This window comes from Formosa sp. Hel1_31_208, from assembly GCF_900104785.1.
Lineage (GTDB): Bacteria > Bacteroidota > Bacteroidia > Flavobacteriales > Flavobacteriaceae > Psychroserpens.
In genome coordinates this window covers 2,777,239-2,798,647 of record NZ_LT629733.1, presented here as the reverse complement: position 1 = coordinate 2,798,647, position 21,409 = coordinate 2,777,239, and the positions used below count along the sequence as shown (strand labels likewise).

At 33.9% G+C, this 21,409-nt stretch carries 22 protein-coding genes; 8 read left to right on the top strand and 14 right to left on the bottom strand.

Annotation, left to right across the window (positions count from 1 at the left end):
- Window positions 1–133: 133 nt before the first annotated feature.
- On the top strand, window positions 134–1,111 hold the full coding sequence (gene trxB / locus BLT57_RS12710; RefSeq protein ID WP_091426182.1) for a thioredoxin-disulfide reductase: 978 nt from the start codon (window positions 134–136) through the stop codon (window positions 1,109–1,111).
- Between the two features lie 75 nt (window positions 1,112–1,186).
- Here trxB and BLT57_RS12705 read toward each other — a convergent pair whose 3' ends face one another.
- From BLT57_RS12705 to BLT57_RS12685, 5 genes are all read right to left on the bottom strand, one after another.
- Entirely contained in the window at window positions 1,187–2,020 is an 834-nt protein-coding gene (locus tag BLT57_RS12705) for a GIN domain-containing protein (protein WP_091426180.1), read from the bottom strand.
- Window positions 2,021–2,129: 109 nt separating this feature from the next.
- Window positions 2,130–2,858, bottom strand: coding sequence for a head GIN domain-containing protein (locus BLT57_RS12700; protein WP_091426179.1), 729 nt, complete (start codon window positions 2,856–2,858; stop codon window positions 2,130–2,132).
- Between the two features lie 117 nt (window positions 2,859–2,975).
- Window positions 2,976–4,829: a PspC domain-containing protein gene (locus BLT57_RS12695; protein WP_091426177.1), complete on the bottom strand. Its 1,854-nt coding sequence runs from the start codon at window positions 4,827–4,829 to the stop codon at window positions 2,976–2,978.
- A complete protein-coding gene (locus BLT57_RS12690; RefSeq protein ID WP_091426176.1) occupies window positions 4,822–5,166 on the bottom strand; it encodes a PadR family transcriptional regulator in 345 nt (114 codons plus the stop codon). Before BLT57_RS12690 ends, BLT57_RS12695 begins: the two co-directional genes overlap by 8 nt.
- A gap of 171 nt (window positions 5,167–5,337) precedes the next feature.
- Entirely contained in the window at window positions 5,338–5,784 is a 447-nt protein-coding gene (locus tag BLT57_RS12685) for a DUF4870 domain-containing protein (RefSeq protein ID WP_091426174.1), read from the bottom strand.
- A gap of 144 nt (window positions 5,785–5,928) precedes the next feature.
- Between BLT57_RS12685 and BLT57_RS12680 the strand changes: the two genes are divergently transcribed.
- From BLT57_RS12680 to BLT57_RS14250, 3 genes are all read left to right on the top strand, one after another.
- The gene (locus tag BLT57_RS12680; RefSeq protein ID WP_091426172.1) at window positions 5,929–6,384 is read left to right on the top strand and encodes a DUF4442 domain-containing protein; all 456 of its coding nucleotides are present in this window, start codon (window positions 5,929–5,931) and stop codon (window positions 6,382–6,384) included.
- Between the two features lie 60 nt (window positions 6,385–6,444).
- Window positions 6,445–7,242: a TIGR00266 family protein gene (locus tag BLT57_RS12675; protein ID WP_091426170.1), complete on the top strand. Its 798-nt coding sequence runs from the start codon at window positions 6,445–6,447 to the stop codon at window positions 7,240–7,242.
- Between the two features lie 130 nt (window positions 7,243–7,372).
- Window positions 7,373–7,570, top strand: coding sequence for a hypothetical protein (locus BLT57_RS14250; RefSeq protein ID WP_091426169.1), 198 nt, complete (start codon window positions 7,373–7,375; stop codon window positions 7,568–7,570).
- A gap of 59 nt (window positions 7,571–7,629) precedes the next feature.
- Here BLT57_RS14250 and BLT57_RS12665 read toward each other — a convergent pair whose 3' ends face one another.
- The gene (locus tag BLT57_RS12665; protein ID WP_091426168.1) at window positions 7,630–8,568 is read right to left on the bottom strand and encodes a LysR substrate-binding domain-containing protein; all 939 of its coding nucleotides are present in this window, start codon (window positions 8,566–8,568) and stop codon (window positions 7,630–7,632) included.
- Window positions 8,569–8,677: 109 nt separating this feature from the next.
- On the opposite strand from BLT57_RS12665, the gene BLT57_RS12660 reads away from it, so the two are divergent.
- Entirely contained in the window at window positions 8,678–9,157 is a 480-nt protein-coding gene (locus tag BLT57_RS12660) for a Dps family protein (RefSeq protein WP_091426166.1), read from the top strand.
- A 74-nt stretch (window positions 9,158–9,231) separates the two neighbouring features.
- Here BLT57_RS12660 and BLT57_RS12655 read toward each other — a convergent pair whose 3' ends face one another.
- On the bottom strand, window positions 9,232–10,554 hold the full coding sequence (locus BLT57_RS12655; protein WP_091426164.1) for a Kazal-type serine protease inhibitor: 1,323 nt from the start codon (window positions 10,552–10,554) through the stop codon (window positions 9,232–9,234).
- 133 nt (window positions 10,555–10,687) lie between these two features.
- Here BLT57_RS12655 and BLT57_RS12650 point away from each other — a divergent pair, with 133 nt between their 5' ends.
- The 3 genes from BLT57_RS12650 to BLT57_RS12640 are packed head-to-tail and all read left to right on the top strand — an operon-like array spanning window position 10,688 to window position 14,474.
- On the top strand, window positions 10,688–11,200 hold the full coding sequence (locus BLT57_RS12650; protein WP_091426162.1) for an RNA polymerase sigma factor: 513 nt from the start codon (window positions 10,688–10,690) through the stop codon (window positions 11,198–11,200).
- Between the two features lie 50 nt (window positions 11,201–11,250).
- A complete protein-coding gene (locus BLT57_RS12645) occupies window positions 11,251–12,177 on the top strand; it encodes a FecR family protein (RefSeq protein WP_091426161.1) in 927 nt (308 codons plus the stop codon).
- Window positions 12,174–14,474, top strand: coding sequence for a TonB-dependent receptor domain-containing protein (locus BLT57_RS12640; RefSeq protein WP_091426159.1), 2,301 nt, complete (start codon window positions 12,174–12,176; stop codon window positions 14,472–14,474). The genes BLT57_RS12645 and BLT57_RS12640 overlap by 4 nt, the downstream gene beginning before the upstream one ends.
- Before the next feature lie 76 nt (window positions 14,475–14,550).
- On the opposite strand, the gene BLT57_RS12635 is transcribed toward BLT57_RS12640, so the two are convergent.
- From BLT57_RS12635 to BLT57_RS12605, 7 genes are all read right to left on the bottom strand, one after another.
- A complete protein-coding gene (locus BLT57_RS12635) occupies window positions 14,551–14,964 on the bottom strand; it encodes a DUF2141 domain-containing protein (protein WP_091426158.1) in 414 nt (137 codons plus the stop codon).
- Window positions 14,965–15,086: 122 nt separating this feature from the next.
- A complete protein-coding gene (locus BLT57_RS12630) occupies window positions 15,087–16,418 on the bottom strand; it encodes a DUF58 domain-containing protein (protein WP_231928701.1) in 1,332 nt (443 codons plus the stop codon).
- 24 nt (window positions 16,419–16,442) lie between these two features.
- Window positions 16,443–17,537: a MoxR family ATPase gene (locus BLT57_RS12625; RefSeq protein WP_091426155.1), complete on the bottom strand. Its 1,095-nt coding sequence runs from the start codon at window positions 17,535–17,537 to the stop codon at window positions 16,443–16,445.
- 3 nt (window positions 17,538–17,540) lie between these two features.
- On the bottom strand, window positions 17,541–18,737 hold the full coding sequence (locus tag BLT57_RS12620; RefSeq protein ID WP_091426153.1) for a DUF4350 domain-containing protein: 1,197 nt from the start codon (window positions 18,735–18,737) through the stop codon (window positions 17,541–17,543).
- The gene (locus BLT57_RS12615) at window positions 18,734–19,492 is read right to left on the bottom strand and encodes a DUF4129 domain-containing protein (RefSeq protein WP_157717188.1); all 759 of its coding nucleotides are present in this window, start codon (window positions 19,490–19,492) and stop codon (window positions 18,734–18,736) included. Before BLT57_RS12615 ends, BLT57_RS12620 begins: the two co-directional genes overlap by 4 nt.
- The gene (locus BLT57_RS12610) at window positions 19,485–20,426 is read right to left on the bottom strand and encodes a hypothetical protein (RefSeq protein WP_091426150.1); all 942 of its coding nucleotides are present in this window, start codon (window positions 20,424–20,426) and stop codon (window positions 19,485–19,487) included. The genes BLT57_RS12615 and BLT57_RS12610 overlap by 8 nt, the downstream gene beginning before the upstream one ends.
- Window positions 20,413–21,390, bottom strand: coding sequence for a stage II sporulation protein M (locus BLT57_RS12605; RefSeq protein ID WP_091426822.1), 978 nt, complete (start codon window positions 21,388–21,390; stop codon window positions 20,413–20,415). The genes BLT57_RS12610 and BLT57_RS12605 overlap by 14 nt, the downstream gene beginning before the upstream one ends.
- Window positions 21,391–21,409 lie beyond the last annotated feature (19 nt).

The window sequence follows — 21,409 nt, the reverse complement described above, 5'->3', positions numbered from 1 at the left end:
TAATATTAGTCACCGCTTTACCTAATTAAAACGCATTGAATTTACTAATATCTTTATTAGAACTGTTGATAACTTTGATGTAAGGTTTTCATCAAAAATCCTACTTTTGTTGAATATAAATTGAAATAAGAATATGTCTGATACAATAGAAAAAGTAAAGTGCCTTATTATAGGTTCGGGACCGGCAGGATATACCGCAGCAATATATGCATCAAGAGCAAATATGGAACCTGTATTATATCAAGGAACTCAGCCAGGAGGTCAATTAACAACGACTAATGATGTTGAGAATTTTCCTGGTTATCCTGACGGAATTACTGGTCCGGCAATGATGATCGAATTACAAAATCAAGCTGCACGATTTGGAACTGATATTCGTGATGGTTGGATAACTAAAGTTGATTTTTCTGGAGATGTACATAAAGTGTGGGTTAACGATACAAAAGAGATACATTGTAAAACCGTAATTATTTCTACTGGCGCATCTGCTAAATACTTAGGATTAGAGTCTGAACAAAAGTATTTAAAATTAGGTGGAGGTGTTTCTGCTTGTGCGGTTTGTGATGGATTTTTCTACAGAAACCAAGAAGTAGTAATTGTTGGAGCAGGAGATAGCGCTTGTGAGGAAGCTCACTATTTGTCAAAATTATGTACCAAAGTGACAATGCTAGTTCGTAGAGATGAGTTTAGAGCTTCAAAAATTATGGCTAATCGTGTTATTAACACACCTAATATTGAGATTCTTTACAATACCGAAACCGATGAGGTATTAGGAGATGGTCAAGTTGTAACTGGAGTGAGAGCATTTAATAATAAAACCAAAGAGAAGTTTGAAATCCCAGCAACAGGATTCTTCGTGGCTATCGGTCATAAACCCAATACAGATATTTTTAAAGGCTATTTAGATTTAGACGAAACAGGTTATATAATTAATGTGCCTGGAACAGCAAAAACGAATATTGATGGCGTTTTTGTATCAGGTGATGCGGCAGATCATGTCTACCGTCAAGCAGTGACAGCTGCAGGTACTGGATGCATGGCAGCCTTAGATGCAGAACGTTACTTAGCAGCAAAAGAGTCGGATTTTGAAGTTTCTACTCCTGTATATTAAAGTCTAGAATTACAACAAAAAAAATCCGAAGTCATATGATTTCGGATTTTTTTTGTGTTATAAACAGGGATAAATCTATTTCTCTTTCTTTTGGAGTTTAACAGTATCTGTAAACCTATTAATAATGATTTTCGGATTTCCAAACAAATAAATTTCGCTTGAACCCGAAGTTTCTATGATAATATTTTCGGTAACTTCTACATAGATATCACTGGCCATTTCTGCAATAATATTACACGTTTTAGAGGTGAAATTCTTACCGTTAAACTGTGAGTTGTTATCTGTTCTCAAATTGAGAGAGTCTACTGTGCCTTCGATATTCACATTAGCACGTTGGTATAAATCTATCTTTAGATCATTTGCATTGATAAGTGCATCTAATTTGGTGTTATCGCTAATTTCTGCTTTCACATTTGTAGCGGTTACATTTAATTTCACCTTAGTTTTGTCGGTGCTTATAAAATTAAAATCATTTGTTTTAATATTTAAATAAGCTCTAGCAGAACCACTGGTTTTCAATGAAGCATTGTTTAATTCTAACGATGTTACAGATCTAACTTCCCCATTGTCTTTAACTTCAATGGTAGAGAATGCATCACCATAATTAACTTTTACTTCTAGTTTTTTTGCTCTAATCTCACGTTTTGTTGTAATTGTGAGAACACTATCAATAACTTGTACATTGATATATTCATGAAGATTATCGTCGGTTTCAATTTCTACAGAAGGTTTTTTATTGTAATATAGCTCAACCTCAAAGTCTCCACCAATCACAATTTTTTTAAAACCATCAACGTAGGTTTGTTTAATGGTTAAATTTTTATCTCCTTTTATTCTTTCGGTGTCTTGCGCAAAACTAGTTGAACCAACACCAAAAATAATCAATAGAAATAAGGCAATGTTTTTCATTATAATAAATTAAGTATTAGAACAAATATAAAACAAAAACCATCCCAAACTCAGTAATAAGTTTGAAATGGTTTAAAAAATGATTGATTAATTGGTTGCTAGCTAGGAGTTATAGCTTTCTTATACTGCCAGATACACCGGCACTTTTGCTTACTGATTTCGGATCTCCATGGTAAGATATGTTCCCGCCACTTGATGCACTTGCAGTTAATTTTTCTTCAGCATATATTACAATATTAGCGCCACTTGTTACAGAAGCTGTGCAATTTTGGGTGATGAGTGACTTGGTTTTAATATTAGCGCCACTTGTAGCATTAGCACTCAATTGTATAGTGCGCCCAGATACCTTGATAAAACTGCCACTAGTTGAACTCAAAGCGGTTGACTGTACATCTAAATCAATTTCGATGTGGGCTCCGCTTGTTGAATTTAGTTTAATGCTGTTAGTTTCAATAGTGTTTGTAGTATAAACGTGGCTTCCACTGGTTGCGCCTATTAAATCTAGGGTATTCACATTTACCATTACTTTTTTCGATTCGGAAGAGCTAATGTTTTCATCAGCATATATTTTCAATACACCGTTGTCAATTTCAGTAATGATAATATTATGTAAATTTTCATCTGCTTGTACTTTCAGCATAGGCCTATCACTTTGAGTTAAATAAACATCGATACCTCGACTCACCTCAATTTGATTAAAGTCATCTTCAAGTATGCGTTCAATGGTTTGTACATTTCCATTTCCATTAACTCCGGGACTTAAATTAAGATCAAAGTTGCAAGACATAAGCAATATACTTAAGACTACTGCTATGGTAATTTTTGTTAGTGTTGTCATGATTGTTTGTTTTAAAATAAACTGTTTGTTTTTGATTGATGATGGTTCAAATATTAAAAAAATGGTTGATTAGTTCTAATTTAAATATCTGAACCGTTGTTAGCTTAGGATGACCTGTTAATTGTCATCCTCTGTCGTTATTTCAATGCCGCTGTCGTCAATATTCACTTTAACGTCATCTGAGGTGGCTTTAATACCATCTTCATCTATTTGAAGACTGCTATTGTCAGACTTAGCTTTGATACCGTCTTCGTCAATTTGCAAACTAGACCCTTCGTCTTCGACATCTACTTTGACCTTAAAATTTTCATCTTCAGGACAGTCTAAACATTCTACACCATTAGTTATAATCTTAAGGTGACGTTCTTCCATGTCGTGATCAAGAATATCATTATAATAATATTGATTACTGTGGAAATTATAAGTGTTTCTATCAGCAAATAACACAGAGCCTTCTGGTAAATAAATGGTAACAGTTACTTCTTGACCTTTTCTAGATTCTTTTAAAGGGATTGTTAAGTAGCTATCTAATAAGAGCTCCTTGCCTTGTAAATCGTATTTGTAACTTATGCGTTCTGCTCTTGTTTTTGCATCTTCAAAATCAAATCCACGGGCACTGCGTTCAATTCTAATTTTGGCGATACTATCTTTTGTAGATTTAACAATAAGGCGCACACCTTGAGAGTACAATACTTTATTATCATTTTCATCATAGGCGGTGTCAAAACCATAATTTCTACTATATCGACTGGCAAACAAATCGTTATTACTCATTCTTACAGTAATGGTGTCATTGGAAGTTAGTGTTACTAATTTTTCCGTTTTAATCAAGGACCCTTCCTCTTTAAAACTCAATCCGAATCTTGCCGACAATATGATTAGGGATACAAAAGATATCAACCATAATCCGAGTAAGGTATACTTTGCAGCATTCCCTATAGATTTTAAATTGGTAATCAATATTTTTAATCCTAAATAGAAGACGAAAAATGCAATGATACCTACAAAGAAAAAGACCAAGAGTGACATTAACCAAAGTGGTACACTGGCAGCATCAGCTATATCAAAGAAATTGGTTCCAGGAATATGTACCGATTCTAATAAACTTAAACTCAGTAAGCTCACAACTAATGAAATAATCGTAACAGCCCCAACGAACATTAATATTAATCCGAAGAATTTTGCAAATATCTTAAGGAAAAACATAATGATGTTCCCTAAAGTTTCAAAAAACGAGGTAGATGTTGATTTAATGCGTTCACCCTGTTTTGGTAAATCGACTTTTTTTACGCTTTCAGAAATGGAGTCTGAGACATGTTCAAATCCCTCTTTGATTTTCTCTCCCTGTTTTTTTAGATCTACATTTTGAACTGCTGTGGTTACACTGTCAAACCCATCTTTGATTTTTTTTTCGATGTTTGTTATATTGACGGGTTCACCTTTCATCATGAGTTTTTCAGTCGTAGTTTTTGCTTCTGGAACAAAGATCCATAGCAAGATATATAGTAAGACACCTGTACCTGCACCAAAAATGAGGAGTATCCAAATTAAACGAATCCATAACGCATCAATTGCGAAATAATGACCTAAGCCGGCAGATACACCGCCTATATAGGAGTTATCTGTATCTCTATAGAGTTTTTTAGAAGGAGAAGAGGACGATGTAGACGAATACGATTGTCTAGGTTCGTCTTCAAAGATTTCGTCATCAACCAGATAGTCTTCTGGTTGTCCCATAATGGTGATGACGTCATCTACTTCTTTTGTACCTATTACTTGTCTTTCGTTTTGAACACGTTCACTAAATAATTCTGCGATACGCGCTTCAATATCTGATATGATTTCTGATCGACCTTGAGAGTCAGTAAATGAACGTTTTATAGCCTCAAGATAGCGCTGTAATTTTAAGTATGCTTCTTCATCAATATGGAAGAAAATACCTGCTAAATTTATGTTGACTGTTTTATTCATTATTTTTTGTTTTTTCTCTTGTTACTAAGTTAACTGCGTTTTGTAATTCGTTCCAGGTCGTGTTTAATTCTTTCAAAAATAATTGCCCTGTTTCGGTAAGACCATAATATTTTCTTGGTGGCCCTGAAGTGGATTCTTCCCAACGATAATTGAGGAGTCCAGCATTTTTAAGTCTTGTGAGAAGCGGATAAATTGTTCCCTCAACCACAAGAAGTTTAGCGTCTTTAAGTGTACCTAAGATTTCTGCAACGTAAGCATCATCATCTTTTAATACTGATAAAATACAGTATTCTAATACACCTTTGCGCATTTGTGCTTTTGTGTTTTCTATTTTCATAAGTTTCTACTAAGGTTTTTTAAAGGTCTTATGCGGTTCGCATTCAAGACATTTAGGTCATGTAATATTTTACGATAAGATGCTCGTGTCATATTTTGATGAGATTAATTTTTAATAAACTGTTCATTTTTTGATTGATTGATGATATAATGTGATTGATTTAGCAACCTGTTATTTTAAAAAGTTGATAGTTAGTGGATATTGATATATCTCCCCATCTCTTGCTTTTAAGCTTGCGATAACGATAAATACTAATTCCAAAATAAACCCAATAATAGCTAAGAACCCTAAACCTCCGGTAATAAATAATAAGGGAGATGGCTCTCCAATGTTGATATGGAAGTCATTAAATCCATGAAAATCTACAAAGTCCAAACCATTAAAAAATTTGAAAATGAAAAACGGAATAGTTAATGTTCCAATAATTAAGGTGTAAAGCAAAATGGAAATCTGAAAATTGATAGCTTGCTTACCATGGTTATCTATAAATTCTGATTTATCCTTGTTGACCATCCATAACACTATAGGACCAATATAATTTCCTAAAGGAATAATGAAGCGACTAAAGGTGGATAAATGAATAAATGTCGCAATGTTTTTTTGATGATTGTCTAGCATGATTTTAAAACATATAGTAATTTCTTATACAAATATATGTCTAAAAGAAGGTATTATGTTACGCACAGTACTATAATTTAACATAACATTAACAAATAGAAGTCTCAATAATTTTCAATACATTAGCTGAAATATCCAATAAATATGCCTGTTTCAACAAGAAAACTTAATCTTTTTTTATTATTCAAATTACCTGCTGCATATTTTTGTGGTGTGCGCACAACATCCATAACAGCCGACGTATGCACAGTTTCAGTAAAGCATCGTTGGATTAATCAAAATCCGTTTAAATCTATGTTTTGGGCCGTACAAGGTATGGCAGCTGAACTAACCACAGGGGCATTAGTGATGTCTAAAGTGAAAGAAAGCGGAAAAAACATATCTATACTTGTTGCTAGTAATAATGCATTGTTTACAAAAAAAGCAACGGGTAGAATCACTTTTACATGTCACCAAGGAGAAGCTATTGATAGTGCTATTAATAAGGCTATTAAAACTGGAGAAGGACAAACGGTTACATTAAATTCTAAGGGTATTAATAAAGAAGGTGTTCAAGTTTCCGACTTTAATTTTGAGTGGACTTTAAAAGTAAAAAGTTGATAGTGTAACAAATTCATAGAAGAAGAAACATATAGGTAATCAATTAAAAACATATTTAAAATGACATCACACGAAATCGATTACAGAATTTACGGAGAAGAAATGCAATTTGTTGAAATAGAGCTCGACCCTCAAGAAGGGGTAGTTGCAGAATCTGGTAGCTTTATGATGATGGACGATGGTATCAAAATGGAAACTATTTTTGGTGACGGTTCACAAAAAGATAAAGGGTTTTTAGGTAAGATTTTAGGTGCTGGAAAACGTATTCTCACTGGTGAAAGTCTGTTTATGACAGCTTTTTATAATGATTTATCTGGGAAACGTAATGTTTCTTTTGCATCTCCATATCCAGGAAAAATTGTCCCAATAGATCTCACTGAATTTAAAGGGAAATTTATTTGTCAAAAGGATGCATTCCTTTGTGCTGCAAAAGGCGTAAGCGTTGGAATTGAATTTACGAAAAAATTAGGTCGCGGACTTTTCGGAGGCGAGGGTTTTATCATGCAAAAATTAGAGGGAGATGGTATGGCTTTTGTACATGCAGGTGGCACTATGGCTCGTAAAGTATTGCAGCCTGGAGAAGTAATAAAAGTAGATACAGGTTGTATCGTTGGTTTTACCCAAGACATCGATTATGATATAGAATTCATTGGCGGAATAAAAAATACTATTTTTGGTGGTGAAGGCTTGTTTTTCGCAACATTACAAGGGCCAGGAGTTGTTTATATCCAGTCTTTACCGTTTAGCAGATTAGCAGGACGAATTGTAGCTTCTTTGCCTAAGGGTGGAAATAGCAAAGGCGAAGGCAGTATACTTGGTGGTTTGGGCGATTTATTGGATGGTGATAATAGATTTTAACAATGTATTAGCTGTTAAAATTTTAATGAAACTTCAATCACAAAATTTTTTTTACTAAATTTATTGAAGTATAATTTAAAAAAGAGCCTATAAAAAAAATCTACTTAGAAACCCTAAACCCAATTAAAGAATGGCAAGAGCGATGTATGAGTACACCAAAACTGTGCTTAATAAAGTTAGTTTTGACGCGACATTGTTCTGTAAAGAATTACAAAAAGCACTTCAACGACTATTACCTTATGAAATTGAAGAGCTAAAGATTTTTATAAAATCTTTGATTTTGCAGAACCCAAACTTAGATCAATGTTTAATTTATTTAAAAGAATAGAAAAAAGCGACTTACGAGTCGCTTTTTTTATTTTAATCGCTTCCAAATAATGAGCATTATTATTTAGGTAATGGACTTATAATTTCTACATTTTGAAACGCAATGGCGCCTCTAATGATACCCGATATTACCTTATGTAGTGCGTCAATAATCTGCATTTTTAATTCACTTTTATGATAAATAACACTAACCTCTCTAGCCGGAGAGGGTTCGTTAAAATGATGCAGCATGCTTGACATCTTTTCATTGAGGTCTAAAGTATTCAAGTAAGGCAGCAAGGTCATGCCAAGCCCTTCGTTAGATAATTTCACTAAAGTTTCAATGCTACCACTTTCTAATTGAAATTGATCGTCTTCATGACTTTTAAAAGCTTTACATAAATTAAGAACACCATCCCTAAAACAATGGCCATCTTCAAGAAGTAACATGTCATTGATATCTAAATCAGAAATGGCTATTTTTTTCTTGTCTTTTAGGCGATGATCATCTGGAATATACGCCACAAATGGTTCATAATATAAGACACGTTCTTTGATACTTTCATGTTCTAATGGTGTTGCAGCAATTGCGGCATCTAAATGACCATCCATGATACGAGTAATAATTTCTTCTGTGGTAAGCTCTTCTATTTTGAGTTTTACTTTCGGATATTTTTTGATAAAGCTTTTCAGAAACATAGGTAAAAGCGTTGGCATTACCGTTGGAATAATACCCAGTTTAAATTCACCTCCTATAAATCCTTTTTGCTGATCTACAATATCTTGAATGCGATCAGATTCATTGACTATATTTTTGGCTTGCTGAACAATTTTTCTACCCACATCTGTGAGTTCTATAGGTTTTTTGCTTCTATCAAAAATAAGAATGTCTAATTCTTCTTCTAATTTCTGAATTTGAGTACTTAGTGTGGGCTGTGTTACAAAGCATTTTTCTGCAGCCTTGGTAAAGTTTTTATATTCAGCTATCGCCAGTACATAATGTAATTGTGTGATTGTCATACGCGTTACTATTCATTAAGACTATAAAGATATAAAAACTATTCATAAATACTATAATAAATTTAATGAATTACATGTTAACTTCGTATTCATAAAAACAATATAAGATATGACATTAAATAGTATAGGTTTAAACACCAAAAAAACAAAAGTAATCGCAACAGATTTAAATCAGCTTTTAGCAAATTTTCAAATATATTATCAAAATTTACGAGGTATTCACTGGAACATAAGAGGAAAGCGTTTTTTCGATTTACATGTAAAGTTCGAAGAGTTGTATACAGATGCTAATTTGAAAGTGGATGAAATAGCAGAACGTATTTTAACCCTTGGAGCAACGCCTTTACACACCTTTGATGATTATTCAAAGGCAGCTAAAGTACCGGTTGGCAAAGACATCTCCGAAGATGAAAAAGCTGTGAAATTAATTGTTAGTTCTTTAACTGAATTGTTGAAGATTGAACGTCAAATTCTAGAATCGTCAGGTGAGGCTAATGATGAAGGAACAAATTCTATGATGAGTGATTTTATAACACAACAGGAAAAAACAGTATGGATGATGAAAGCATGGTTAGGAGAAAGTATCTAATCAGGTATACAAATAAGAAACCCTTCAGATATATTTTTGAAGGGTTTCTTTATAATCAAAATCAACTTTTATAATTACTCACAAATGACGTCGATAACAAAAGTTTGCGACGTTGAAAACATATAAAGGAACTCAGCTTCACAGCCTGTTATTCCCCAAACATCATCAAAATCATCAGCTACTGCGTCAATTTCAATTGTCGCAAAACCATCTGCTGTTGTAGCTCCAAATTCCCAAATCCCAGTAGTACTGAACGATTCATCTTCATTAGTGATTGTTAAAGTACCATTAGCTGAGAATTCAACTAGATATGCTTGCTGATCATTACCATTTAAAAAATAGGCAAAGTGATTACATTGCGTTAAATTTAAAACGTAGTCATTTTCAGTACAATCACCTGTGTTATTATCTTCACATTCTATAAAATCTTCTCCGGTAAACCCTTCACATAAGGCGAAACATTCATTTGGAAAAACAAAAATTTCAATATTACCAGTTGGACCAGTTACCTGCACACATACCGGATTAAACTCGTCTGAACAATCACAATCTTCGAAATCATCATAACAATCTTCAAGGAGCTCAATAAAGTCAATTTCATCTTCTATAGTTTCAACTTCACCTTCATCATCAGTAACGCTGAAGGGATATACAAAATCAAAATAATAAGAGTTATATAAAGCTGTATCTAACTCAGCTTGAGAGTTTACTGTAATAGTTTCGTTGTTGTCGGTAACTATAGTTAATGGGAAATTAAATGTAAAACATTCGTATCCACCTGTATTATTGAAGTCATCTTCACAGTTTTCGGTGAAGTCATCTTCTGTAAAACCATCACAAAGTGCGTAACACTCATTTGGATAGGTTACTACAAATGATTGTCCGTCTGGAGCTTCAATTTCCACACATACCGGATCGTATTCTTCAGAGCACTCACAATCAAATTCATTATCAAAATCACAATCTTCTAGGAGGTCAATAAATTCGTCTTCATTGTTAATAGTAACGATTTCAATAGCATCACTATCATCGTTATAGGTTTCTACATCAAAAGGAAATGCAATACCGTTAATAAATAAATCTTGGTTTGAGTTAATAATAATAGCAATTAAATCTTCAAGACTATTTACCGTAACTGTCGTTCCTGTATTGTAAGATAAATTTAAGGGATAAACAAAATCAAAACAGAAATCAAAAACAATATTTCCTGATGGGTTATCGGTTGGCTCTACATCACCTTGGCTATTAAACTGAAGGCTTAATGCAGATAAAGAGGTGGTTATCGCTTGACTTTCGTCAATGTTTTGTTCTTCAATTACAGGCTCATCATTGGTACAAGACGTTAAGACACCTGTTATTAATACGAAGCTTAAAAAGAATAATTTCAAATTTTTCATCATAGTATTTTTATAGTTAACAATTTATTTTGAGTGATTAATCAATACTAAGACAACACTCAAGAACATAACCCTACTTTTTTTCTCTAATTTTTTTTTATTTAGTTTTGAGACGTTATTATCAAAACTCAGAATGTCAAAAGAGCAACATCATATTTGTCAGTCTAAAACTTTTGAAATGCTTTACCAAAAGTATGCAAAAGATTTAAGACGATTTGTTTTCTATAAAACTCAAGACGTTGATGCCGCCGAAGACATCTTACAAGAGACATTTATTAAATTGTGGGATAATTGTGGTAAAGTAAAATTTGAGAAAGTAAAAAGTTACCTATACACCGTGGCATCAAATTCGTTTTTAAATACGGTGAAACATCAAGCGGTTAAAAGAAAACATCAAGCAACTCTGTCGTCTTCTCAAACCAATGAATCTCCAGAATTTATAATGATAGAAAGTGAATTCATGGAAAAATTGGAGCGTACGATTAATGCGCTTCCTGCGAAACAAAAAGAAGTGTTTTTACTGAGTAGAATTGAAAAGAAAACCTATAAGGAGATTGCCCAACAATTAGATATTTCAGTAAAGGCTGTGGAAAAGCGAATGCACCAAGCTTTAATCGTCATGAGGCGAGATATTGGAAATATTTAAAATAAAAGTAGGGTTTTTTAGTCTGTAGTTGTCATAGTAATAGATAAGTCATGAAAGAACAAAACTTACATAGCGATAATGAGACATTTCTAGCCAAGTGGATGGAAGGTAAGCTCACTGATGATGAGCTAAAACAATTAGTGTCTGAAGACGATTTTGATGCCTTTCAAAAACTAAGAAAAGGTATTGATACCCATGTGTCTTTAGAATCATCAACCGCAACATCGTTTGCTAAAATTCAACGTCATATTTCAGAGCCTAAAGTGAAAGTCCGTCAATTGAATTCTAATAGTTGGTTGATTGGTATTGCTGCTTCTATCATATTACTTTTTGGATTGTTTTCCTTAATGGGTGATGATGTTATGACAATCACGACGAATTATGGTGAGCAAAAATCTATTGCCTTGTTAGATGGTTCTGAGGTTATTATCAATTCCAAATCTACCATAAGCTATAATAAAGAAGATTGGGAATCAAACCGATCTTTGACGCTTGATGGTGAAGCATATTTTAAAGTAAAAAAAGGCAGTACTTTTACAGTAAACACTGAGAATGGAAGTGTACATGTTTTAGGGACACAGTTCAATGTGAATTCGGTTAGCGATTACTTTGAAGTGGTTTGTTTTGAAGGAAAAGTGAGTGTAAATACACTTAGTGAAGATTACATTTTAATGCCTAAGCAGTCCGTTCGACGTATTAATGGTTTTAAGGCTGAAGCATCTAAAACTGCCGAAACGGATCCGTCATGGATTCATGGTGAGCGTACGTTCAAAAGTGTACCACTGAAATATGTCATTGCTGCTTTAGAATCGCAGTACGATATTTCAATCTATACCGAGCAAGTTGATGACACACTAATTTATACGGGTAGTTTTACACATGAAGACAAAGACGTTGCTTTACAAACGGTCTTTAAGTCTTTACAAATACAATATATTGAAAAAGAAAAAGGAAACATCTATTTGAGCACAAAGTGAGAAAACTGATTTTTAGTATTGTACTAATTTTACCCGTTTTAGCCTTTTCGCAAGAAGAGGCTAAATTTTACATGGGTTTCGATAATGATTCGGTAGAAGATGCGTTTGAACAAATTGAAGCGCTTTATGACGTGCGATTTTCTTATCAAGACCAGGTTATCGAAGACAAAACTGTTAATTTACCTAAGGAGAAGCGCACTTTATCGCAGCTCTTGAATAGTTTATCCAATCAAATCAATCTGAAATTTGAAGTGGTTGCAAAACGATATATTATTGTAAATGACGCTAAAGAATTAATACGTTTACAGCAATTAAAAAAGATCGTACTCAATAGTTACTTAGCAAACGGGATATCAAAACAAAAGGATGCAACATATCAAATTCGACCACAAAGCTTGGGTATTTTGCCGGGTCTAACCGAACCTGATGTCTTAGAAAGTATCCAATTATTACCAGGTGTTATCAGTCCAAATGAAACGGCTTCTGGATTCTTAGTTCGAGGAGGTAAAATGGATCAAAACCGTCTAATTTGGGATGGGATTAATATGTATCATAAAGGTCATCTCTTTGGAATGATCTCTCCCTTTAATCCCAATGCCACCAAAGCAGTAAGTTTTATTAATAAAGGTTCCCATCCGCGATATGGTGAGCGAGCATCCAGTGTAATTTCTATGACATCGACTTCTAAAATTGAGAATAGGGTGAGAGCGCAAATGGGATTCAACGGTATTAATGGCGATGCTTATGTAAATATTCCAATCATAAAAAACAAACTTGGCCTTCAAGCTTCGGTGCGTTCTAGTTACACCAATCTTTATCAGACTTATACCTTTGATCAGTTGGCAGATAAGGTTTTTGAAAGCACTAAAATAGAAAACGGGAACAACCCTAATAACGAGTTTGATTTTTTCGATTATAATATCAAACTTAATTACCAGCCTAATTCATCACACAAGATCTATGCGAGTGCGATTGCAATTGATAACAACTTAGATTATACTGTTTCTGATGCTGCAACAAATGATACCTTCAATGATCAAATGTCGATCTTAAATAGAGGTTACGGCTTAGGATGGGATACCGTTTGGAGTTCAAAATTAACGCAATCTACCAATGCCTATTTTTCTGAGTATGAGCTTAATTATAATTATATTGTTTCGGAAGATGAACAGCAGATATCTGATTTTGAGAAACGAAATGTCATATTTGATTCAGGAATATCGACAGAATTAACTCAAGAGATTAATGAGCAAAATAAAGCGACTTTTGGGTATCAATATGTGCTAAAAGATGTGGGTTATGCATTTTTAAACACGACGAATTTAGAATTTGTTTTAGACGAAGATAAAACGGTGGTCCAAACCCACAGTGTATATGGAAACTATGAGTATAGTAATCCCAAATTATTTGATTTGTCTTTTGGTGTGCGAGCTACTTATTTTGATGAATTAGATACGTTTAGATTTGAACCAAGACTGTTGATTTTTAAACCGCTTTTTAAACATGTAAAGCTTCAAGTTTCTGGTGAAATTAAAAATCAGATTATTAGTGAAATTGATGAGACCATCATTTCGGATCTGTCCTTAGAAAACCGTTTGTGGCGTTTGGCTAATGGTAATGAGTTTCCAATTATTAATAGTAAACAAGTATCTGCAGGTTTGATATATGCAAATAACGGTTGGACCATAGATATCGACAATTACTACAAGACCTTAGATAATATTACGGCTTTATCATTTGGGTTTTTAAATCCGGAAAATAGTCAGTTTAAGATTGGAGAACAACGCATTTTTGGTATTGATGTGTTTTTAAAAAAACGCTTTAACAGTTTTAATACTTGGGTGAGTTATTCGTTTAATAATTCTGAAAGTCGCTATCAAAACTTAAATAATGAGGAGTTTTTTACTTCAAGATCTAATGTAATACATGCCGTGTCATCATCATTGAGCTATAAGCTATCTAATTTTCAAGTAGCCTTAGGATGGCGTTTGCAAACAGGTAAACCCTTTACCCAATCTACCAATGGCGTTAATGGATTAGAGTTCAATGACGGTATTAATACGCAACGCTTACCAACCTATCATCGTTTAGATATTTCATCAACTTATAAGTTTAGGTTTTCAAGAGATAGTAAATTAAGAGCTAAGGTTGGGTTTTCCATACGCAATGTTTACAATCGAAAAAATTTAATCAGTAGAGAATATATAGGAAATAACGATTTAAATAGCGCTATTGAAGTGCTTGATAAATTCTCAATAGGTTTAACGCCAAATCTGATGTTCAGAGTCTATTGGTAATAAAAAAGAGCCTTATCCATTAAGGCTCTTTTTTATAAGAATTGACTAACTATTCGATTGATGACAGTAATTAGTATTAAAGTCGGATGGAAAGTTCTACGTCTTTTTCTAATTTAAATTTAGCCTCATCGTAGTTTGGAGGTCCAAAACTTCTCGGACTATTAGATGTGCCATAAGCTTCTTTAGGCATGCCATTATCTTCAAAATCCATTTGATTGTTTCCGTTTTTGTCGTGAAGAACTAATAGGGCATATTCTCCGCTTTGTACGTTTTTAAATGTGAATGTTGCTTTTCCATCTACGATATTAGCATCTAGATTTTGTAATCCTGGGCCTCTCATAAAGGTTTCAGAAGTATGTAACGAGATGACTGCTTTTCCGTCGTTAGTCAGAAAGTTTTCTACAGTAACTGTAATGGAATGTCCTGTTGTATCTTGTGCGAATCCTAAAGTGGACATAAGTAATGCGAAGCTTAAAAATAAAGTTTTCATGATATTGTGTTTTAATGGTTTGATTGTTATTAATAGCTCAAATATCAAACGAAAATAAAATGTTACCTAAAGTGTCTCACTGAATTGTCAAATGTTATGGTTGAATTGTAGTATAAGGGCATTTAAAGGAGTCCTCGCGCCTTTATTTCCAGATATTTGTTAATGGTATCGATGGTTAAATCTTGTGGAGAGGTGAGTATAGATTGGATGCCATATTTTTGGAGTTCGTTAACGATAAGTCGTTTTTCAAAGGCAAATTTTTCTGCAATAACTTTATCGTAAGCTTGTTGAACGGTTTCTGCTTTTTCTGTAATTAGCGTATTTAATTCAGTATTCTTAAAGAAAATTACCACCAATAAATGGTTTTTAGCAATACCTTTCAAATACGGTAATTGTCGGTGTAGACTATCTAAGGTTTCAAAATTGGTATACAAGAGCATTAAACTGCGCTGTGTGATATTTCGTTTCACATCGGCATAAAGTCTGCTGTAATCACTTTCAAAAAAATCGGTACTCACATTGTAGAGTGTTTCTAATATGAGATTCATTTGTGAGGTACGTCGTTGAGCAACTACAATATTCTCAACCTTTTTTGAAAAGGCTAAAATCCCAGCTTTATCTTGTTTTTTTAGTGCAACGTTAGAAATCACCAATGAGGCATTGATCGCATAATCTAAAAGTGTGAGACCTTCAAAAGGCATTTTCATCACACGACCTTTATCGATAATAGAATAAACGGGTTGTGATTTTTCGTCTTGAAATTGATTCACCATCAATTGGTTGCTTTTAGCTGTCGCTTTCCAGTTAATGGTACGTAAATCATCACCCAGCACGTACTCTTTAATTTGCTCAAATTCCATGGTATGACCAATCTTTCTAATTTTCTTGATACCATATTGCAATAAATTATTGCTAATGGCAATAAGATCATACTTTCTCAATTGCATGAAACTTGGATAGGTTGGTATCATGGCATTATCTTCGGAAATAAAGCGTCGTGCAATTAATCCAAAAACAGAGGTGACGTAAATATTCAATTTTCCGAAGTGATACTCACCGCGATCTACAGGTCTTAATTGGTATTGTATTTCCGATGAGCTCGACGGGTCGAGTTTCCGTTCGATGCTAAAATTCCGTACTTGAAATTGCTCAGGAATTTCATCAATTATTTTTACATGTACGGGAAACGTATAGTAGTTATTAATCACTAAATGCACCGGATTTTGATCCCCATTCGAAAACTTCTCGGGTAAGTTTCTATTCCCTTTAACACCATTTTTTGCCACAAATAAAATAATGGTATCTAAAACGGTAAGGGTTACTAATAACAGCAGTAACAGCTTTACAACGGCAAAACCTCTTGGAAAGATAAAGCTCAAAACAAACAATACCATGATGCCTATGCAAGCATAGAAAAATCTGTTTTGTAAATAAAAGGGTTTAATGCGTTTCAATGGTTTATGTTATAGGGTTCTCGATTATCTCGGAATTTCTACGGCTTCAATAATTTGCTTAATAATTTGTTTTGTAGTGACACCTTCCATTTCCCGCTCTGGAGTCACTATTACACGATGTTGTAATACTGGTATGGCAGAACGTTTAATATCTTCAGGCGTCACAAAATCGCGACCGTCCATGGCCGCAAAAGCTTTACTTGCTTTTAAAATAGCAATAGATGCTCTTGGCGAAGCACCCAAATACAAGAACGGATTATTACGAGTACTGATAATCATATCTGCAATGTATTTGATGAGGTGTGATTCAATAATCACCTGATCTACTAAACCTTGAAATTTGTTAATCTGTGCCCTGCTTAAATGTGCAGTCACTTGGTCAGTTTTAAGGGCGCCTTGAAGGTTTTGTTCACGTACGAGTATCTCTACTTCTTCTTCTACATTTGGATAATCAATATCTATTTTAAAAAGAAAACGGTCTAACTGTGCTTCTGGTAAGCGGTACGTTCCTTCCTGTTCTATTGGGTTTTGAGTTGCCAACACAATAAAAGGGAGATCCATTTTATATTTGTTTCCATCAATAGTAATCTGGCGTTCTTCCATCACTTCAAAAAGCGCAGCTTGTGTTTTTGCAGGTGCTCTATTGATCTCATCAATTAAGATCATATTTGAGAAAATAGGACCTTGTTTGAATTCAAATTCAGAATTTTTCATGTTAAATACAGAGGTTCCCAAGATATCACTAGGCATTAAATCTGGCGTAAATTGAATTCGGCTAAATCCAATATTTAAGGATTTGGCTAATAATTTAGCAGAAATGGTTTTTGCAACTCCGGGAACACCTTCAATAAGGGAGTGACCGTTAGCTAAGATAGAGGCGATGAGCATATCAATCATGCCTTTTTGTCCAACGATAACTTTCCCAATCTCATTTTTAATAAGTTCAATACCGTCCTGAAGCTCACTCAGGTCGATACGATTTTTAAAACTAATATCAGCATCTGTGCTTGCCCCTTCTTCCGAAGTATTGGTTTTTGATGTATTACCTAACAAGGACTCATCAAATTGCTCGTTATTTGGCGTTAAATCTTCGTTCTGCTTGTCGTCTAAATGTTCCATAAATTATGTGGTATAAAAATCTTCAATAGCGTTGTTTAATCGTAATAAATCTCCTTCACTACAATTTGTTTTTGCTTTTAAATATACAATCTGGTTTATTAATTTTTTAACGTCGCTGTTATCTTTTCCAGATTTTAAAGATAAATTTTTGACGAACTTATCGTCTAGAAGCTGTGTGTCTAAATAGTAGACACGACGTATATACTCCAAGAAGTAAGTGATTTTTTTCTCTATGAGATTGTTATGATCTTTAGTTTCATAATATAAGTTTCCGATGGTTTTAGTGAAATCTACCGTCGTATTTTTTAGTGGTGTAATCACTTTTACAACACGTTGCTTTCGTTTGGCATTGAAGATCATAAATAGTAAGGTAGTAATCAAAGCGAGATACCAAGCCCATTTCAATGGTGGTTGACTAAATATAAATCGTAATGGAGAACTACCCAGTTCTTTGCCTCTTTTGTTTCTGGAATCGAAGTAGATGGTATCGTCACTAAGATATGACATGACACTAGACACATACTTTTGATTTGATTTTTTCAATAAATTATAATTGGTAAAAGCTACTGGTTGAAGATGAATATAGAAATAGCCATCACCCCAAGATGTTTTGATAAAGTTGGTATAGGTGGAATCTGCAAATTTCTGATGTCCTAAAACAGTGGTATACAACGTGTCAATATCTGAGAAATAAATATTACTCATGCCTTTTTCAACAGCAATAGAGTCATTTTTAAAGCGCGGATTGGTTAATGTAAACTCCGCCTTTCCTTTTAAATTATATTTATTCCGAATACTAAATCCGAGAGAATCCAATAGGCGATCAGGGAAGTAGTTACTTGAGATAAAAATATCATTACCAAAAGAGGCAAAATCTAGCAATTCTTGAGCAGATGTATTATCCATTTCAGGATAATCATCAATAAGAATATAGGTGCCTGTGGTTAAATAGGTGCTGTCTTCCCAACTGAAATAATCATCAAAAAACTCGTAAGGGGTTGTTTTAATATCTTGCACTTTACTTTCAGGAAACAAGTAATCTAGTTCCTCATAGAACACGAAGGTACCATAAGGGATTTTATGTGTCTCATTATACGTTTTGGTCCAATTTATTGGGACAGGTGTTGAGAATTCAATAGCGATGATGCCTACTAATAGCAGGACCAAAATACCGACATATATTTTTAGCGTTCTACTCATTTCCAAAGGGTTTTTAAAAATTGAGTATATGCATTTTTGGCTTTGTCAAACTGCTGGGAATCGATATCAAATTCGCCATACCATATATAATTGTAAAGATATGAGGTATATGAAAACTCTTTTTTAATCGTTTCGTTGTCTATTTCCAGATAGTAGTCACTATTGGTCTTCTCGACATCATATTCAATAACTTCAGCCTGAGAAAGTGTTTTAAGTAGCCATAAGTAATAATATCGAATGGCTAATCGATAATTATCCTCACTTTCAGCTTTAGAAATCAGGGTTTTGAAATCGGCTTCGTGAATATTATGTTCCACATCAACAACAGGAATGATATTCTTGTCGGATGATTTTCCGAAGACCCAATTTCCTTCTTTATTAATGATGGCTTTTACAATGAAATAGACTACTAATAAAAAGATGACTATATAAAAGATCTTTAAGGCTGTATCAGTGAAATCTGAGGCTCTAGCATCTGAATTGATATCGAAAAGATTTTTAAAAAAATCGGATAGCCATTGTTTAAATCTCGACCACCACCCCGAGTTCTCTACCGTCCGCTCATAGATAAATTCATTACCGCTATATTTATCTTTAAGATCGTTATATTGACGCCTCTCTATAGGTTCTTTGTCGATATAGACCGAGTCTTGCAAAGTTTGCAAAATAACTGCGGTGTCAGTATCCAATGCATGAGCGTGATAGGATATTCCGAAGAACAATAGGATGATATGTAGGTACAAATATTTATTCACCTGCACCTATGAGATCAATATCACTCTTCGTATTAATATTTTCATTGTCTTCTTTTAAGCTATAAAATACAATGCCTTGATTAAGTTGTACAATAATATTCAAAAAGGTACTCACCAAGAAGGTTAATAAGAAAATAGCTAGCATAACTACCGTCATTGATTTACCAAGTTCTTGAGGGTCGGGATTAACGCCTGGTTGTATTTCGGCCACCATATCTACAATAAAAAAGATATAAGGTATGAGGGCTATGATGTTTTGGGCAATATAACTCATTAGGTAAAAAATTCCCACGCAGCCAATGGCCGCCCAGAATTTAGAACTCATGAGTTTCCATGAATAGCCAAAGCTGCTCCAAATTCCTTTTTTGTGTTCTAGGTATTCCATTAGCGAACCTTGATAGTATAAACTCACAGCTCCTAAAACTAAAGGCAGACCTAATATCCCTATAATTGTTATGGTAAGCACAAAAGCAATCAACCCGACAAAAATCATTAAAGGAATAGCAATAATAATACTACAAACCAGAAAGATTAAAATTTTACCGATATTTTCTTTGTAAGCATTAATAATGTCTGTTGCGGTAAACTGTTTACCTTCATTGGTGTTAAAAAGTTTCAAATAGATTGGTACAAATGAGTAGGAAATAATACCAGCAATCAGCCCTACTATCACAAACACAAAGACTAGTATAATGAAGAGCCCTACATTTTCATTCATGTATGCATCAACGGCATTTGTATTCCCTGTCATAAGGCCTCCAAAAAGAATGTCTGTATAGAATTTACTAAAGAAATACCCCATGACCATTAAGATCAAAAGAAAGATGCCATTAACAATGAAAAAGTGTTTGAATAGGTGTCTACCATTTTGCTTTAAAAATGCAAAGGTATCTTGAAAGAACTCACCAAAACCTCTGGATTTATATAATTGCATGGGCTTTTCTGATTTTTTTGTTTAAAAGAAATGGATATACTAAGTAGTAAAATGAAATGATACTCAGGGTTACTAAAATAATACCAACAGACAACCAGTTGGGCATGATATTGGAATACCTCGTAACATAACCTTCGAGAAAACCAGCAGCAATGGTGAACGGGAAGGTACTGATTAAGATCTTAACACCATTTTTTACACCCATTTTAAATGAGGTTATTCTTGAATAGGTTTTAGGGAATAAGATACTAGCGCCAAGAATCAAGCCTGCGGCACTTTCAATAACAATGGCGAATATTTCCATAGATCCGTGAATCCATATGCCACGAACACTCTCCCATAACACACCTTCTTTAAAGAAAAAATACTGAAAAGCACCAACCATAATACCATTATACAACATAACTAATGCCGTACCTAATCCGCCAAATATGCCAAAAATAAAAGCGCGAATACCTACATAAAGGTTGTTTAGGGTAATGCCAATAAAACTCCCCCAATTACTACCACTTTTATACACGGCTACCGGGTCGCCTTCTTCGATATACTCAAGGGTTTGATTCACGTAGCTATCTCCTAAAATTAATCTCACAAAAGAATCGTCGTAAGCTGCAGAAACAGCTCCAATTGTCATGAAACTTATAAAGATGATAAAAGCATAGAGCACATATCGTCGGTATTCATAGACAATAAGCGGAACTTCAGTTTTCCAAAAATGTACGAACCTGTTCGTGTCTTCACGTTTGGTTTTATAAATTTTTTGAAATGCTTTAGCTGCGAGGTTGTTTAAATAAAGAATTGTTTTACTTTTGGGATAGTAAGTCTGAGCGTAGGATAGGTCATTTACTAATTGAATATAAAGAGATGCAAGTTCATCAGGATTTTTAAGGGTTTTTCCAAAAATAGCCTTTTCAAAATTGAGCCATTTTTCTTTATTTTCTTTAATAAAAGCAACTTCTCTCATACGCATTCAAATTAAAGCA